This is a genomic window from Bradyrhizobium altum, assembly GCF_020889705.1.
GTDB lineage: Bacteria > Pseudomonadota > Alphaproteobacteria > Rhizobiales > Xanthobacteraceae > Bradyrhizobium > Bradyrhizobium altum.
Map to the genome: position 1 here is coordinate 34127 of NZ_JACMYP010000017.1, position 15360 is coordinate 49486.

15 protein-coding genes and 1 pseudogene are annotated in these 15360 nt (G+C 63.6%); 15 read left to right on the top strand and 1 reads right to left on the bottom strand.

What is annotated here, in order from left to right; all coding sequences use genetic code 11:
* Window positions 1-17 precede the first annotated feature (17 nt).
* Together H8B02_RS07565 and H8B02_RS07570 are read left to right on the top strand one after the other, a co-directional pair.
* Window positions 18-2078: an FAD-dependent oxidoreductase gene (locus tag H8B02_RS07565; RefSeq protein ID WP_229165659.1), complete on the top strand. Its 2061-nt coding sequence runs from the start codon at window positions 18-20 to the stop codon at window positions 2076-2078.
* 215 nt (window positions 2079-2293) lie between these two features.
* Window positions 2294-4348, top strand: a complete 2055-nt coding sequence (locus H8B02_RS07570) for an ABC transporter ATP-binding protein (RefSeq protein ID WP_229165660.1) — start codon at window positions 2294-2296, stop codon at window positions 4346-4348.
* A 111-nt stretch (window positions 4349-4459) separates the two neighbouring features.
* On the opposite strand, the pseudogene H8B02_RS07575 reads toward H8B02_RS07570, so the two are convergent.
* Window positions 4460-5669: pseudogene (locus H8B02_RS07575) on the bottom strand (FAD-dependent oxidoreductase).
* Window positions 5670-6369: 700 nt separating this feature from the next.
* Here H8B02_RS07575 and rpsL point away from each other — a divergent pair.
* The 13 genes from rpsL to rplP all read left to right on the top strand — a co-directional run bounded on the left by rpsL (window position 6370) and on the right by rplP (window position 15355).
* On the top strand, window positions 6370-6741 hold the full coding sequence (rpsL, locus tag H8B02_RS07580) for a 30S ribosomal protein S12 (RefSeq protein WP_028168167.1): 372 nt from the start codon (window positions 6370-6372) through the stop codon (window positions 6739-6741).
* Between the two features lie 15 nt (window positions 6742-6756).
* A complete protein-coding gene (gene rpsG, locus H8B02_RS07585) occupies window positions 6757-7227 on the top strand; it encodes a 30S ribosomal protein S7 (protein ID WP_021081660.1) in 471 nt (156 codons plus the stop codon).
* 29 nt (window positions 7228-7256) lie between these two features.
* Window positions 7257-9329: an elongation factor G gene (gene fusA, locus H8B02_RS07590; protein WP_229165661.1), complete on the top strand. Its 2073-nt coding sequence runs from the start codon at window positions 7257-7259 to the stop codon at window positions 9327-9329.
* Between the two features lie 40 nt (window positions 9330-9369).
* The gene (tuf, locus tag H8B02_RS07595; RefSeq protein ID WP_212309666.1) at window positions 9370-10560 is read left to right on the top strand and encodes an elongation factor Tu; all 1191 of its coding nucleotides are present in this window, start codon (window positions 9370-9372) and stop codon (window positions 10558-10560) included.
* Between the two features lie 94 nt (window positions 10561-10654).
* Entirely contained in the window at window positions 10655-10963 is a 309-nt protein-coding gene (rpsJ, locus tag H8B02_RS07600; protein ID WP_002712302.1) for a 30S ribosomal protein S10, read from the top strand.
* Between the two features lie 54 nt (window positions 10964-11017).
* Window positions 11018-11737: a 50S ribosomal protein L3 gene (gene rplC, locus H8B02_RS07605; protein ID WP_092114994.1), complete on the top strand. Its 720-nt coding sequence runs from the start codon at window positions 11018-11020 to the stop codon at window positions 11735-11737.
* A 1-nt stretch (window position 11738) separates the two neighbouring features.
* A complete protein-coding gene (rplD, locus tag H8B02_RS07610) occupies window positions 11739-12359 on the top strand; it encodes a 50S ribosomal protein L4 (protein WP_092114993.1) in 621 nt (206 codons plus the stop codon).
* Window positions 12356-12655, top strand: coding sequence for a 50S ribosomal protein L23 (locus H8B02_RS07615; RefSeq protein WP_092114992.1), 300 nt, complete (start codon window positions 12356-12358; stop codon window positions 12653-12655). The genes rplD and H8B02_RS07615 overlap by 4 nt, the downstream gene beginning before the upstream one ends.
* A 12-nt stretch (window positions 12656-12667) precedes the next feature.
* Window positions 12668-13501 (top strand): 50S ribosomal protein L2, encoded by an 834-nt coding sequence (gene rplB / locus H8B02_RS07620; protein WP_021081655.1) that lies wholly within the window; start codon window positions 12668-12670, stop codon window positions 13499-13501.
* Between the two features lie 12 nt (window positions 13502-13513).
* Entirely contained in the window at window positions 13514-13792 is a 279-nt protein-coding gene (gene rpsS / locus H8B02_RS07625; RefSeq protein ID WP_018272137.1) for a 30S ribosomal protein S19, read from the top strand.
* Between the two features lie 10 nt (window positions 13793-13802).
* Complete coding sequence (gene rplV / locus H8B02_RS07630; RefSeq protein ID WP_018272136.1) at window positions 13803-14189, top strand: 50S ribosomal protein L22; 387 nt, start codon at window positions 13803-13805, stop codon at window positions 14187-14189.
* A gap of 20 nt (window positions 14190-14209) precedes the next feature.
* Window positions 14210-14911 (top strand): 30S ribosomal protein S3, encoded by a 702-nt coding sequence (gene rpsC / locus H8B02_RS07635; RefSeq protein ID WP_018272135.1) that lies wholly within the window; start codon window positions 14210-14212, stop codon window positions 14909-14911.
* 30 nt (window positions 14912-14941) lie between these two features.
* Window positions 14942-15355, top strand: a complete 414-nt coding sequence (gene rplP / locus H8B02_RS07640; protein ID WP_016843752.1) for a 50S ribosomal protein L16 — start codon at window positions 14942-14944, stop codon at window positions 15353-15355.
* The last annotated feature ends 5 nt before the right edge of the window (window positions 15356-15360 follow it).

A 15360-nucleotide genomic window follows, 5' to 3' on the forward strand; every position in this document is an offset into this window, starting at 1 on the left:
GAGACGACGGAATCGATATGCTCGACTTGGCGATTGTAGGCGGCGGCCCCGGGGGGCTGATGAGCGCCTGGTATCTGAAGCGCAAACTCGGCGACCTCTGCCGCATCACCATCTTCGAGGCGTCGAACCGTCTCGGGGGCAAGATTGTCACGCGCAAATTCGATACCGCGCCGGCGATGTACGAGGCTGGCGTCGCCGAGATCTACGATTACTCGATGACAGGACCCGACCCGCTGCGCGAGCTGATCCAGCATTTCGGCCTGCAGACGATCCCGATGGATGCCGAGCAGGTGCAGCTCGACGGCGAACTGCTGGCCGACGTTCCCGGCATGCGCCGCAAATACGGCGCCAAGACCGCGGCCGCGATCGAGGCGTTCCGCAAGCGCTGCAGCGAGCTGGTGTCGCCGATCGAGTATTACGAGGGCGTCGGCGCCCACGACAATGAACATCCGTGGGCTTACAAGACCGCCGAGCAGATCCTCGACGAAGAGGTCGAGGACGTGACCGCCAAGCGGTTCTTCAAGGTGATGGCGCGCTCCGACCTCGCGACCGAGAGCCACAACACCAACGGCCTCAACGCGCTGAAGAACTACGTCATGGATGTCGACGGCTATATCGGCCTGTATTCGATCCAGAACGGCAACGAGCAGCTGATCGATTGCCTGCGCTCGGAGGTCAGCGCCGACGTCCAGCTCAACCATCGCGTGCTCCAGGTCGGCAAGACCGCAAGCGGCCGCTACCAGCTCAACATGATGAACGGCAAGGGGCCGGAGACGCGCGACTTCGACCTCGTGCTGGTCTGCCTGCCGCATTCCTGGCTCGCGACCATGCGCTGGGACGGCGAGCAGCTGCGCAAGTCGATGGTCAAGCACGTCGCCTATTTCGATCGTCCCGCGCACTATCTGCGCGTCTCGATCCTGTTCGACGAGCCGTTCTGGGGCGAGAAGATCCCGGGCGCCTGGTTCATGTCGGAAGCGTTCGGCGGCTGCTGCGTCTACAATGAGGGCGCGCGCCACGATGTCGGCAAGCACGGCGTGCTGAACTGGCTGATCGCCGGCTCCGACGCGCTCGCCTTCGCCAATCTCAGCGACGAGGAACTGATCGACGCCGCGCTGAAGTCGTTGCCGGCCTCGCTCGGCGATGCCCGTGCGCATTTCCTCGAGGGCAAGACCCATCGCTGGCTGTCGTCGGTCAACGCGCTGCCGGGCGGCCTGCCGGTGCGCGACGTCATGACCAACCACCGCCCAGATCCGAAGCAGCACCCCGGCATCGTGGTAGTCGGCGACTATCTGTTCGATTCGACGCTGAACGGGCTGCTCGATTCCTCCGATGCCGCGACCGACATCATCGTCACCGAGATGATGCGGCTGCGCCGCGCCCGTGCGCAGGACGAAGGCGCGCTGTCCGACAAGATCGACCGCAATTATTTCGAGAATTATCGCGGCGCCGGTCCCTACAGCGAAGTCTGGCGCACCTTCACCGACCCGGCCTATCTGACCGACCTGATCAAGACGGTGTGGGGCAGGGCGAAGGGTTACAAGCTGCTGATCGCCGGTTCCGCCAGCGGCGAGCTGGTCGGCGCGCTGCGCGAGCGCGGCATCGATGCCTGGGGCATCGAGAACAACCGCTACATCCACGGCAAGACGCCGAAGGCGCTCAAGAAGTACAACAAGCTCGGCTCGATCGCCGACATGCCGTTCAAGGACAATGAGTTCGACTTCGTGTTCGAGACCTCGCTGTGCCATCTCGGCGAGAAGCAGGTCGTGCGCGGGGTGCGCGAGCTCAACCGGGTGGTCAAGACCGGCGTCGTGTTCGCGTCGGTGACCTCGGACATGGCGCCGGCGGTGATCGATCGCTACGACCTGCTGCGCGGCGTGAAGAAGCTCGGCACCTGGTGGGAATGGTCGGAATTGTTCTTCGGCAACGGCTTCGACCTGTCGATGCACCGCCGCGACTGCACCGATGCGCTGTGGATGTTGACGCTTGCCGCCAACAAGGGGCCGGGGCAGTGGTACGCCGACTCCGACAGCCTGCGCTATTCCTTCTTCGACAAGGTCGAGGCGGATCACGACGACTAGCGGCACCGGCTTGCGGTCTTGCGCAAGGCGAGCGGCCCCGCGCCAACCAACATCAAACGGCGGCCGTGCGGTGACCCCGAATCCACGGGACCGCGCGCCGCGCCGTTCCAAACGCTTTGCCGAATTCATTGTGATCGCATAGGATTGTACCAGCAGCATTCGCCGCTGCGGTTTCGATTTGCGGTCATGCCGGCCGTGGAGCAACGGTTGGTTTCATGGCGCCAAGACCTCCTGCATCAGACGATCCGAATCGATCGGCGGCCGACGATCCCGAGCTGAAGAAAAAGTCTGCGGCCGCGGCCGGTCCGCCTGCGGCAACCGCTTCCGCCAAGCCGGCCGCCGCGCCGGCCGATGACGACGATGATGAGGACGAGGACGAGGACGACGAGTTCGAGCTCGACGACGATGATGACGAGGACCTCGTCGTCTTCACCGCCAGGGAAGCGGCCGGCGCGCTGTCCACGATCTTCAGCTTCGTCAAGCCGATCCTGACCAACTACAAGAAGCCGCTCGCTTTCGTCGCGATCGGCGTGCTGGTCGAGACGTTGTTCAACGTCATCATGCCGCTCAGCCTGAAATTCCTGATCGACGACGCGCTCGGCGAGGAGGATTTCCAGGCCCTTTACAAGATCCTCGGCGTGCTCGCGGTCGCCGGCATCGTCACCTCGATCATCGCGGTCTGGTACGAGCGCTGGGATGCGCGGCTCGGCGCGGGCATCATCGCCGACGTCCGGACCCGCATCTTCGACCACGTCCAGAACCTGCCGTCAGCCTATTTCGCCCGCACCAAGCGCGGCGAGATCCTGTCGCGTTTCTCGATCGATCTGTCGGCCTTCGAGGGCTCGGTCAAGACCTTCGCCAACAGCGCGGCGCTGCCGGGCCTCGAGCTGATCGCCGGCATCATCCTGATGCTGTTCCTGAACTGGCAGCTTGCCGTGGTCGCCTTGCTGGTGTTTCCGATCACGCTGATCGGGCCGCGCATCCTGACGCCGAAGGCGGTGCTGGCCAATTACGAGCAGAAGCAGAACGAAGCCGCGCTGCTCGGCATGGTGCAGGAGAACGTCGCTGCCCAGGCGGTGGTCAAGGCGTTCAACCTGCAGCGCCGGGCGCTCGGCTGGTTCACGCTGCGCAACCGCGACGTCCGGGCCAAGGCCGCCTCAGCCATGTTCCTGTCGACCATGGTGGAGCGCACCGTCACCATTTCGGTGCTGCTGCTTCACCTCGTGGTGCTGGCGATCGGCGCCTATCTCGCCACCAAGGGGCAGATCACGGTCGGCACCTTCGTGACCTTCGAGAGCGCATTCTGGGAGGTGTCGTACAACATCGCCCATCTCATGCATTTCATCCCGGTGTCGATCCAGTCTGCGGCGGCAGTGCGGCACATCCAGGAGTTGCTCGATGAGCCGACCCGCGGCGCCGACCGCCCTGGCGCGCCGGATCTGCCGCGCATCACCAACGACATCTCCTTCGACCGCGTCACCTTCCAGTATGAGGGGGCGCAGACGCCGGTGCTCGACAATCTCAGCCTCAAGCTCAATGCCGGCAAGAGCATTGCGATCGTCGGTCCCAGCGGCTCCGGCAAGAGCACGCTGATCAACCTGATCCTGCGGCTCTACGTGCCGGACGAGGGCCGCGTCGCCATCGACGGCGTCGACATCCGCCGGGTGACGCGCGAGTCGCTGCGGGCCAGCATGGCGGTCGTGTTCCAGGAGAACATGCTGTTCAACATGTCGATCCGCGAAAACATCCGGCTCGGCAAGGAGGGGGCCACCGACGCGGAGGTCGAGGACGCCGCCAGGAAGGCCGAGATCCATCGCTACATCATGAGCCTGCCGCAGCGCTACGACACGCCGGTCGGCGAACGCGGCGACACCTTGTCCGGCGGCCAGCGCCAGCGCATCGCGATCGCGCGCGCGATCATCCGCAACCCGTCCGTGCTGCTGCTCGACGAAGCGACCTCGGCGCTCGACCAGACCACGGAAGCGGCGATCAACCGCACGCTGCTCAAGGTCGCCGAGGGTCGCACCATGATCTGGTCGACGCACCGACTGGCCTCGGTGGTCGAGATGGACGAGATCATCGTGATCTCCGGCGGTAGGGCGATCGAACGCGGCTCGCACGAGGAACTGCTGGCCCTGAATGGCGTCTACCGCAGGCTGTGGGACGACCAGGGGCATGTCCATCACGACGCGGATGACGAGGATGACGACGACGCGGACGATGATGAAGATGACGAGGATGAAGACGATGAGGACGAAGACGAGGCGTGAGTCCCGCGCCGCGTCGCCAGCGATGGCCGGGCGCTAGAATCTTGTTTGACGCGCTTTCTTTACGCGAACCGGTACCCACTTCGCTCGAAAACGCTCCTGCTGATCACGCCTCTACGCCCTGTCTGCGGCGCGCGGACGTTGCCGGAAGTGATTGGCGGACCGCGTCGCTGACGCTGCCTGCGGGCGGTGCAGCCGGCGCAGCGAGCCCCGGCCGAGATAGCCGAGGAAGCGCGCCCAGCGCTGGGCTTGCCAGTAGGGCCCGCTGCCGATCGACACCTCGCGGAAGCTGAATGCCTTGGCATTCGACCAGGCGTCGCACTCCGTCTTGACCGGATCGTCGTAGAACGCCGTGATCTTCTCCTCGCCCATGCCGTCGGTCGCAAGCCAGGCCGGGATATGGACATTGCAGAGCTGGGACACGTCGGTGAACACCTTGTCGGTCCCGGTGCCGGTGACGGGGCAGGTGCTGGCGAAGGCATCGCCGACCAGCACGACGCCGGCCTGCCGATAGCCGGTGCTGACATAGACGTCGGCGGGCCTGATCTTGATGTCGCCGGCCACGTCGAACTCACCGGTGAGCCGGCGCAGCCGCGGCAGCGCAGCGTTCAGCGTCTCGACCGGATTGCGCCGCAGCGCCCGCAGCCACGGATCGTCGGCCGGGCGGTAGGTGAACAGGTTGGCGCGCATCCGGTTTCCGACCGGAAACAGCGTGATGTAGGGGATGCGGTCGCTCGGCCGCTCCGAAAAGTAGGTCATGGCCGCGAACGGGAAGGCGGGGGCGGCCGACGGGGACGAAATCGAAGCCGATCGAGATCGAATGGCAGAAGCTGGTCACCAGCCGCTCGATGCCGAGCATCCGGCGCAGCCCGACATTCAGGCCGTTGGCAAGCACCACGAGCCGCGCCGAGATCTCCTCGCCGCCCGAAAGCACGAGCCGCTGCCGCTCGGAGCTGGTCGCGACATTGACGACCTTGTCGCGGATGAATTCCGCCGGCCCGGCGATCTCGGCCCGAATCGCAGTGATCAGCGCGTCATACATGATGCCGTATTGCCGGCTCGGCTGCCGGTCGAGCAGATAGCCGAATCGCGCGATCCAGTTCTCGCCATCGAGCGTCGCCGAACGGAGCACGGATTCGGCAATTCCGGTGCGGGCGAATCGCGCGAGCTGGAGGTCGCCGCCGACCTTTTCGACGCGGAAGTCGAACGGATAGACCTGGTGGGGGTCGATCAGGACGGTCGGTATCCCGGCACGGCCGAGCATGGCGGCCGCGGTCGAGCCCGCAAGACCTCCGCCGATGATCGCGATGTCGGTGTACCGCATGACGTCTTCCGTGGCCGTAGACCGCAATTTTTGCGCTGCGAATGGCAAATAAAGGCTTAGTTTCGAAATTCGCCTTCAGGTCCAAGTTGGGGAGAATTGTTTCTAATCATATTTTACCCGGATACAATGCGATTCTGCTGACGTGCCGGAGATTCGGATTGAGGCGAGGGGAGGCGTGAAGGCTGTCGCATTTCGTCGCCCGACGAGCGCCGCGAAATGCGAAATCTGCAAGCGCCAGAGGCGTTTCTTTGCTTGTCGTTTTGCTTGACTTCACTATCTCTCGATTATACAAGGCGCTCACTTAACGACAGGCGGTGAGCTACGCCAGCGTCGGAACGGAACACCCCAAGGCCCTTTTTCAGGCGCCGAACGGGCACCAACCTCGACGAATGCCGCTCAAACGCTGTCGATGATAGCTAGGCAATGCCAGGACGATTTTAGTTCTCTTGAGCACGTCCTCTTGAGAGTGAATTCGGATGCATGACCTCGGTGGCGGACCGAACAGCGAACGCTGAACGGTTCGGAATCGCGGTCCTCTGTGGCGTCGATGCGCTTTCCGCTCAGTGATGAGTGGTTGGCGCGATTTCGCTTTGCGCGGGTGCTTGTTCCGCGTCGAGCGGGCCGTACGGGACGGCTAGTCCTGAGAAGAAATTTGCGGAGCCATTCAAGGTTTTCGCGCGAACTAAAGGGTGAAGGCTGCATGCCGACGATCAACCAGCTGATCGCAAAACCACGTGAAGTGCAGAAGTCGCGCAAGAAGGTGCCGGCGCTGCAGCAGTCGCCGCAGAAGCGCGGCGTGTGCACGCGCGTCTACACCACGACCCCGAAGAAGCCGAACTCGGCGCTTCGTAAGGTCGCCAAGGTGCGCCTGACCAACGGCTTCGAGGTGATCGGCTACATCCCGGGTGAAGGCCATAACCTGCAGGAGCACTCGGTGGTCATGATCCGCGGCGGCCGCGTCAAGGACTTGCCCGGCGTGCGCTACCACATCCTCCGTGGCGTGCTGGATACCCAGGGCGTCAAGAACCGTAAGCAGCGCCGTTCGAAGTACGGCGCGAAGCGTCCGAAGTAAGCGGGAAACGATCAGATGTCGCGTCGCCATTCTGCTGAGAAGCGTGAAGTTCTTCCGGATCCGAAGTTCGGGAACATCATCATTACGAAGTTCATGAACTCGGTGATGTACGCCGGGAAGAAGTCGGTCGCCGAAAACATCGTCTATGGTGCGCTCGGCATGATCGAGGCCAAGACCAAGCAGCCGCCGCTCGGCGTGTTCGAGCAGGCGCTCGAGAACGTGATGCCGACCATCGAGGTCCGTTCCCGCCGCGTCGGCGGCGCGACCTACCAGGTCCCGGTGGAGGTCCGTTCGGTGCGCCGTCAGGCGCTCGGCATCCGCTGGCTGATCTCGGCCGCCCGTGAGCGCAACGAGAAGACCATGACGGAGCGCCTGTCGGCCGAGCTGCTCGATGCCTCGAACAATCGCGGCAACGCCGTCAAGAAGCGCGAAGACGTGCACCGGATGGCGGAAGCCAACCGCGCCTTCTCGCACTATCGCTGGTAAGGCGAACAACGGAATTTAAGGAACAGCCTATGCCCCGCGTTCATGCCATAGAGAACTACCGCAACTTCGGTATCATGGCGCATATCGATGCCGGCAAGACCACGACCACCGAGCGCATCCTCTATTACACCGGCAAGAGCCACAAGATCGGCGAAGTGCACGAAGGTGCCGCGACGATGGACTGGATGGAGCAGGAGCAGGAGCGTGGCATCACGATCACTTCGGCTGCGACCACCGCGTTCTGGAACGGCAAGCGCCTGAACATCATCGACACCCCCGGCCACGTCGACTTCACCATTGAAGTCGAGCGTTCGCTGCGCGTGCTCGACGGCGCGGTTTGCGTTCTCGACTCCAACCAGGGCGTCGAGCCACAGACCGAGACCGTCTGGCGCCAGGGCGACAAGTACAAGGTTCCGCGCATCGTCTTCGCCAACAAGATGGACAAGACCGGTGCCGACTTCTTCAAGTGCCTGTCCGACATCGTCGACCGCCTCGGTGCCAAGCCGATCGCGATCCAGCTTCCGATCGGTGCCGAGAACAACTTCAAGGGCCTCGTCGACCTGGTCGTCATGAAGGGCATCGTCTGGAACGATGAATCGCTCGGCGCGAAGTTCGACTATGTCGACATTCCGGAAGACATGGTCGAGCAGGCCAAGGAATATCGCGAGAAGATGGTGGAAGCCGCCGTCGAGCTCGACGACGACGCTTTGGCTGCGTTCCTCGACGGCAAGGAGCCGGACGAGGCGACCCTGAAGCGCCTGATCCGCAAGGCCGTGCTGACCGGCGCGTTCTATCCGGTGCTGTGCGGCTCCGCGTTCAAGAACAAGGGCGTGCAGCCGCTGCTCGACGCCGTCGTCGACTATCTGCCGTCGCCGATCGACGTGCCCGCGATCAAGGGCGTCGATGATGACGGCAACGAAGTCGTGCGCAGGGCGGACGACAAGGAGCCGCTGGCGCTGCTCGCGTTCAAGATCATGGACGACCCGTTCGTCGGCACCATCACCTTCTGCCGCATCTATTCCGGCGTCCTGCAGTCCGGCACCGGCGTGGTGAACTCGACCCGCGAGAAGAAGGAACGTATCGGCCGCATGCTGCTGATGCATGCGAACAACCGCGAAGACATCAAGGAAGCCTATGCCGGCGACATCGTCGCGCTGGCTGGCCTGAAGGAAGCGCGCACCGGTGACACGCTGTGCGATCCCGACAAGCCGGTCATCCTCGAGAAGATGGAATTCCCGGAGCCGGTGATCGAGATCGCGATCGAGCCGAAGTCGAAGGCCGACCAGGAAAAGCTCGGCGTGGCGCTTGCCAAGCTCGCTGCGGAAGATCCGTCGTTCCGCGTGTCGACCGACCAAGAGTCCGGCCAGACCATTCTCAAGGGCATGGGTGAACTGCATCTCGACATCAAGGTCGACATCCTCAAGCGCACCTACAAGGTCGATGCCAACATCGGCGCGCCGCAGGTGGCGTTCCGCGAGCGCGTGACCAAGAAGGCCGAAGTCAAGTACACGCACAAGAAGCAGACCGGCGGTACCGGTCAGTTCGCCGAAGTGTCGATCGTCGTCGAGCCGAACGAGCCTGGCAAGGGCTATGAGTTCGAATCGAAGATCGTCGGCGGCGCGGTGCCGAAGGAATACATCCCCGGCGTCGAAAAGGGCCTCAACAGCGTGATGGGCTCCGGCGTCGTTGCCGGCTTCCCGGTGGTGGACGTCAAGGTGCAACTCGTCGACGGCAAGTATCACGACGTCGACTCGTCGGCACTGGCCTTCGAAATCGCGTCGCGCGCCGCGTTCCGCGAGGCGCTGACGAAGGGCAAGTCCGTTCTGCTCGAGCCGATCATGAAGGTCGAGGTGGTGACCCCGGAAGACTACACCGGTTCGGTCATCGGCGACCTGAATTCCCGGCGCGGCCAGATCCAGGGCCAAGACATGCGCGGCAACGCCAACGTCATCAACGCGATGGTGCCGCTCATGAACATGTTCGGTTACGTGAACAACCTGCGCTCGATGAGCCAGGGTCGCGCGACCTTCACAATGCAGTTCGATCACTACGCCGAAGCACCGGCGAACGTGTCGGCTGAAGTCCAGAAAAAGTTTGCTTGATTGTCGTTGGTTAGCAACTAACGACTGAACGGAGAGTCAAATGGCCAAAGCAAAATTCGAGCGTAACAAGCCCCACTGCAACATCGGCACCATCGGTCACGTCGACCATGGCAAGACCTCGCTGACCGCAGCGATCACCAAGGTGCTTGCAGAGACCGGCGGCGCGACGTTCACCGCCTACGACCAGATCGACAAGGCGCCGGAAGAGAAGGCACGCGGCATCACGATCTCGACCGCTCACGTCGAGTACGAGACGAAGAACCGTCACTATGCCCACGTCGACTGTCCCGGCCACGCCGACTACGTCAAGAACATGATCACCGGTGCCGCCCAGATGGACGGCGCGATCCTGGTCGTGTCGGCTGCTGACGGCCCGATGCCGCAGACCCGCGAGCACATCCTGCTCGCCCGCCAGGTCGGTGTGCCCGCGCTCGTCGTGTTCCTCAACAAGTGCGACATGGTCGACGATCCGGAGCTGCTCGAGCTCGTCGAGCTCGAGGTCCGTGAGCTGCTCTCGAAGTACGAATTCCCGGGCGACAAGATCCCGATCATCAAGGGCTCGGCGCTCGCCGCTCTCGAAGACAAGGACAAGACGCTCGGCCACGATGCCATCCTCGAGCTGATGCGCAATGTCGACGAATACATCCCGCAGCCGGAGCGCCCGATCGACCAGCCGTTCCTGATGCCGGTTGAAGACGTGTTCTCGATCTCGGGCCGCGGCACCGTCGTCACCGGCCGTGTCGAGCGCGGCATCATCAAGGTCGGCGAGGAAATCGAGATCGTCGGTATCCGCGACACCCAGAAGACCATCGTCACCGGCGTCGAAATGTTCCGCAAGCTGCTCGATCAGGGCCAGGCCGGCGACAACATCGGTGCGCTGCTCCGCGGCACCAAGCGCGAGGAAGTCGAGCGTGGCCAGGTGCTGTGCAAGCCCGGTTCGGTCAAGCCGCACACCAAGTTCAAGGCTGAGGCTTACATCCTCACCAAGGAAGAGGGCGGTCGTCACACCCCGTTCTTCACCAACTACCGTCCGCAGTTCTACTTCCGCACCACCGACGTGACCGGCGTTGTGCACCTGCCCGAAGGCACCGAGATGGTGATGCCGGGCGACAACATCGCGATGGAAGTGCACCTGATCGTGCCGATCGCGATGGAAGAGAAGCTGCGCTTCGCGATCCGCGAAGGCGGCCGCACCGTCGGCGCCGGCGTCGTCGCCGCCATCATCGAGTAAGGGTGGATCAGTCAGTTTGCAGCGGGTGGGTTCGCCCACCCGCCGCTCACCACTCGCTATTCGCTAATTGAGCGACGAAGAAAGAGATACGGCAATGAACGGCCAAAACATTCGCATCCGTCTCAAGGCGTTCGACCATCGAATCCTCGATACGTCGACCCGTGAGATCGTGAACACGGCGAAGCGCACCGGTGCGCAGGTTCGCGGACCGATTCCGCTGCCGACCCGCATCGAGAAGTTCACCGTCAACCGTTCGCCGCACGTTGACAAGAAGAGCCGCGAGCAATTCGAGATGCGCACTCACAAGCGCCTCCTCGACATTGTCGACCCGACCCCGCAGACCGTCGATGCGCTGATGAAGCTCGACCTGGCCGCCGGTGTCGACGTCGAGATCAAGCTCTAAGGTTTTGGATTTTTACGTCCGCCGCTTGCGGACAGAAAGACAGGAAGCACGCCGATGCGCTCCGGAGTGATCGCACAAAAGGTCGGGATGACGCGGGTCTTTACGGAGACCGGCGAGCATATCCCTGTGACCGTGCTGAAGTTGGGCAACTGCCAGGTGCTGGGCCACCGCACGACCGAGAAGAACGGCTATGTCGCTCTTCAGCTCGGCTCGGGCGCCCGCAAGACGGTGTACATGCCGAAGGCCGAACGCGGCCAGTTCGCGGTCGCCAAGGTCGAGCCGAAGCGCAAGGTTGCCGAGTTCCGCGTGTCCGAGGACGCGCTGATCCCGGTCGGCGCGGAAATTCAGGCGGACCATTTCGTGGTCGGCCAGTTTGTCGACGTGACCGGTACCTCGATCGGTAAGGGCTTCGCCGGCGGTATGAAGCGCTGGAATTTCGGCGGTCTGCGCGCCACCCACGGCGTGTCGGTCTCGCACCGTTCGATCGGTTCGACCGGTGGCCGTCAGGACCCCGGCAAGACCTTCAAGAACAAGAAGATGCCCGGTCACATGGGCGTCGACCGCATCACCACGCTCAATCTGCGCGTGGTTTCGACCGACGTCGAGCGCGGCCTGATCCTCGTCGAAGGCGCCGTTCCCGGCTCCAAGGGCGGCTGGATCTCGGTGCGCGACGCGGTCAAGAAGCCGCTGCCGAAGGAAGCCCCGAAGCCCGGCAAGTTCAAGGTCGCCGGCGGTGAAGCTACCGAGGCTGTAGCCGAGAAGGAGGGCGTGTGAGATGGAACTAAAAGTCACCACCCTTGAAGGCAAGGACGCCGGTTCGGTTCAGCTGTCGGACGAAATCTTTGGTCTCGAGCCGCGCAAGGACATCATCCAGCGCTGCGTGCAGTGGCAGCTCAACAAGCGCCAGGCCGGCACGCACAAGGCCCAGGGCCGCGCCGACGTCTGGCGCACCGGCAAGAAGATGTACAAGCAGAAGGGCACCGGCGGCGCCCGTCACGGCTCGGCCCGCGTGCCGCAGTTCCGCGGCGGTGGCCGTGCATTCGGTCCGGTGGTTCGCTCCCATGCGACCGACCTGCCGAAGAAGGTGCGCGCGCTCGCGCTGAAGCATGCGCTGTCGGCCAAGGCCAAGGACGGCGGGCTGATCGTGATCGACAATGCACAGCTCGAGGCCGCCAAGACCAAGGCGCTGCTCGGTCACTTCTCGGGCCTCGGCCTGACCAATGCGCTGATCATCGACGGTGCGGAGCTGAACAACGGTTTCGCGACCGCGGCCCGCAACATCCCGAACATCGACGTGCTGCCGATCCAGGGCATCAACGTCTACGACATTCTCCGCCGCCACAAGCTGGTGCTGACCAAGGCTGCGGTTGATGCGCTGGAGGCGCGCTTCAAATGAAGAACATCGATCCGCGCCACTACGACGTCATCATCTCGCCGGTCGTGACGGAAAAGGCGACGCTCGCCTCCGAGCACAACAAGGTGATGTTCAAGGTCGCCGGCAAGGCGACCAAGCCGCAGATCAAGGAAGCGGTCGAGAAGCTGTTCGACGTCAAGGTGAAGAGCGTCAACACTCTCGTTCGCAAGGGCAAGACCAAGGTGTTCCGCGGCAATCTCGGTTCGCAGTCGGACTCCAAGCGCGCGATCGTGACCCTTGAAGAGGGCCACCGCATCGACGTGACTACCGGACTATAAGGCGCAACGACGATGGCATTGAAAACCTACAATCCCACGACGCCGGGCCAGCGCCAGCTGGTCATGGTCGATCGTTCGGCGCTCTACAAGGGCAAGCCGGTGAAGACCCTGACCGAGGGCAAGCTCGGCAACGGCGGTCGTAACAACACCGGTCGCATCACCGTGCGTTTCCGCGGCGGCGGCCACAAGAAGGCCTACCGCACCGTCGACTTCCGCCGCGACAAGGTGGACATGCCGGCGGTCGTGGAGCGGCTGGAGTACGATCCGAACCGCACCGCGTTCATCGCGCTGATCAAGTATCAGGACGGTGAGCTGGCCTACATCCTGGCGCCGCAGCGTCTGGCGGCGGGCGACACCGTCGTCGCCGGCAACTATGTCGACGTGAAGCCGGGCAACGTCATGCCGCTCGGCAACATGCCGGTCGGCACGATCGTGCACAACATCGAGCTGAAGATCGGCAAGGGTGGCCAGCTGGCACGCTCCGCCGGTACCTATGCCCAGATCGTCGGTCGCGACCAGGACTACGTCATCGTCCGCCTGAACTCGGGCGAGCAGCGTCTCGTGCACGGCCGTTGCCGCGGCACGATCGGCGCGGTCTCGAACCCGGATCACATGAACATCTCGATCGGCAAGGCCGGTCGTACCCGCTGGCTCGGTTGGCGTCCGCACAACCGCGGCGTCGTCATGAACCCGATCGATCACCCGCACGGCGGTGGTGAAGGTCGTACCTCGGGCGGTCGCCACCCGGTTACTCCGTGGGGCAAGCCGACCAAGGGCAAGAAGACCCGCACCAACAAGTCGACCAACAAATTCATTCTCCTCAGCCGCCACAAGCGGAAGAAGTAAGGAACGCCGGACATGGTTCGTTCAGTCTGGAAAGGCCCGTTCGTCGAGGGTTCTCTGCTCAAGAAGGCAGATGCCGCGCGCGCGTCCGGCCGTCACGACGTCATCAAGATCTGGAGCCGTCGCTCCACCATCCTGCCGCAGTTCGTCGGCCTGACCTTCGGTGTCTACAACGGCCAGAAGCATGTGCCGGTGGCGATCAACGAGGAAATGGTGGGTCACAAGTTCGGCGAGTTCTCGCCGACCCGGACCTTCCACGGCCACTCGGGCGACAAGAAAGCCAAGAAGGCTTGAGGAATAGACGATGAGCAAACCAAAGCGCGAACGTAGCCTCGCGGACAATGAGGCCAAGGCCGTCGCCCGCATGCTGCGCGTCAGCCCGCAGAAGCTCAACCTGGTGGCACAGCTGATCCGCGGCCGCAAGGCTTCGGCTGCGCTCGCCGACCTGCAGTTCTCGCGCAAGCGGATCGCGGTCGACGTCAAGAAGTGCCTGGAATCGGCGATCGCGAACGCCGAGAACAACCATGACCTCGATGTCGACGATCTCGTCGTTGCCGAGGCGCATGTCGGCAATGGCATCGTGATGAAGCGTTTTGCTCCGCGCGGCCGTGGCCGTTCGGGCCGTGTGTTCAAACCGTTCTCGCACCTGACCATCGTGGTTCGTCAGGTCGAGGCCGAGGCAAGCGCCTAAGAAGGGCGCAGGAGAAGACGATGGGTCAAAAGATCAATCCAATCGGGCTGCGTCTCGGCATCAACCGGACCTGGGACTCCCGTTGGTTCGCCGGCAAGCAGGAATACGGCAAGCTCCTGCACGAGGACGTCAAGATCCGCGAGATCCTGCACAAGGAGCTCAAGCAGGCGGCTGTCGCCCGCATCGTGATCGAGCGCCCGCACAAGAAGTGCCGCGTGACGATCCACTCGGCCCGTCCGGGCGTCGTGATCGGCAAGAAGGGCGCCGACATCGACAAGCTGCGCAAGAAGGTTGCCGACATCACCTCGTCGGACGTCGTGATCAACATCGTCGAAATCCGCAAGCCGGAGCTCGACGCGACCCTGGTCGCTGAATCGATCGCCCAGCAGCTCGAGCGCCGCGTTGCGTTCCGCCGCGCCATGAAGCGCGCCGTGCAGTCGGCGATGCGTCTCGGCGCCGAGGGCATCCGCATCAACTGCTCGGGCCGTCTCGGCGGCGCCGAAATCGCGCGCATGGAGTGGTATCGCGAAGGTCGCGTGCCGCTGCACACGCTGCGCGCCGACGTCGACTACGGCGTTGCCACCGCGTTCACGACCTTCGGCACCTGCGGCGTCAAGGTCTGGATCTTCAAGGGCGAGATCCTCGAGCACGATCCGATGGCCCAGGATAAGAAGATGGCCGAGGGCGACAACACGCCGCGTTCGCGCCGCGACGCCGCTTGAGGCAAAGCAGGAATTTGAGGGCTTAAAGCCATGATGCAACCTAAGAAGACGAAGTTCCGGAAGGCGCATAAGGGCCGTATCCACGGCGTTGCGACCTCTGGCGCGACGTTGGCGTTCGGCCAGTTCGGCCTGAAGGCGATGGAGCCTGAGCGCGTCACCGCCCGTCAGATCGAAGCCGCCCGCCGCGCGCTGACCCGTCACATGAAGCGCGCCGGCCGCGTCTGGATCCGGGTGTTCCCGGACGTGCCGGTGTCGAAGAAGCCCGCCGAAGTCCGCATGGGCTCCGGCAAGGGTGCGCCGGAATTGTGGGTGGTCCGGATCAAGCCGGGCCGCGTGATGTTCGAAATCGACGGCGTGCCGGTGCAGACCGCCAAGGAGGCGCTGTCGCTCGCCGCCGCCAAGCTGCCGATCAAGACGCGCTTCGTTGCGCGCATTGCGGAGTAATCGCC

Coding starts and splice junctions, on each gene's coding strand:
- H8B02_RS07615 (WP_092114992.1), top strand. CDS start 12,356: ATGAAGAACATCGATCCGCGCCACTACGACGTCATCATCTCGCCGGTC.
- rpsG (WP_021081660.1), top strand. CDS start 6,757: ATGTCGCGTCGCCATTCTGCTGAGAAGCGTGAAGTTCTTCCGGATCCG.
- rplV (WP_018272136.1), top strand. CDS start 13,803: ATGAGCAAACCAAAGCGCGAACGTAGCCTCGCGGACAATGAGGCCAAG.
- rpsL (WP_028168167.1), top strand. CDS start 6,370: ATGCCGACGATCAACCAGCTGATCGCAAAACCACGTGAAGTGCAGAAG.
- H8B02_RS07570 (WP_229165660.1), top strand. CDS start 2,294: ATGGCGCCAAGACCTCCTGCATCAGACGATCCGAATCGATCGGCGGCC.
- rplC (WP_092114994.1), top strand. CDS start 11,018: ATGCGCTCCGGAGTGATCGCACAAAAGGTCGGGATGACGCGGGTCTTT.
- H8B02_RS07565 (WP_229165659.1), top strand. CDS start 18: ATGCTCGACTTGGCGATTGTAGGCGGCGGCCCCGGGGGGCTGATGAGC.
- rplB (WP_021081655.1), top strand. CDS start 12,668: ATGGCATTGAAAACCTACAATCCCACGACGCCGGGCCAGCGCCAGCTG.
- rplD (WP_092114993.1), top strand. CDS start 11,739: ATGGAACTAAAAGTCACCACCCTTGAAGGCAAGGACGCCGGTTCGGTT.
- tuf (WP_212309666.1), top strand. CDS start 9,370: ATGGCCAAAGCAAAATTCGAGCGTAACAAGCCCCACTGCAACATCGGC.
- fusA (WP_229165661.1), top strand. CDS start 7,257: ATGCCCCGCGTTCATGCCATAGAGAACTACCGCAACTTCGGTATCATG.
- rpsC (WP_018272135.1), top strand. CDS start 14,210: ATGGGTCAAAAGATCAATCCAATCGGGCTGCGTCTCGGCATCAACCGG.
- rpsJ (WP_002712302.1), top strand. CDS start 10,655: ATGAACGGCCAAAACATTCGCATCCGTCTCAAGGCGTTCGACCATCGA.
- rplP (WP_016843752.1), top strand. CDS start 14,942: ATGATGCAACCTAAGAAGACGAAGTTCCGGAAGGCGCATAAGGGCCGT.
- rpsS (WP_018272137.1), top strand. CDS start 13,514: ATGGTTCGTTCAGTCTGGAAAGGCCCGTTCGTCGAGGGTTCTCTGCTC.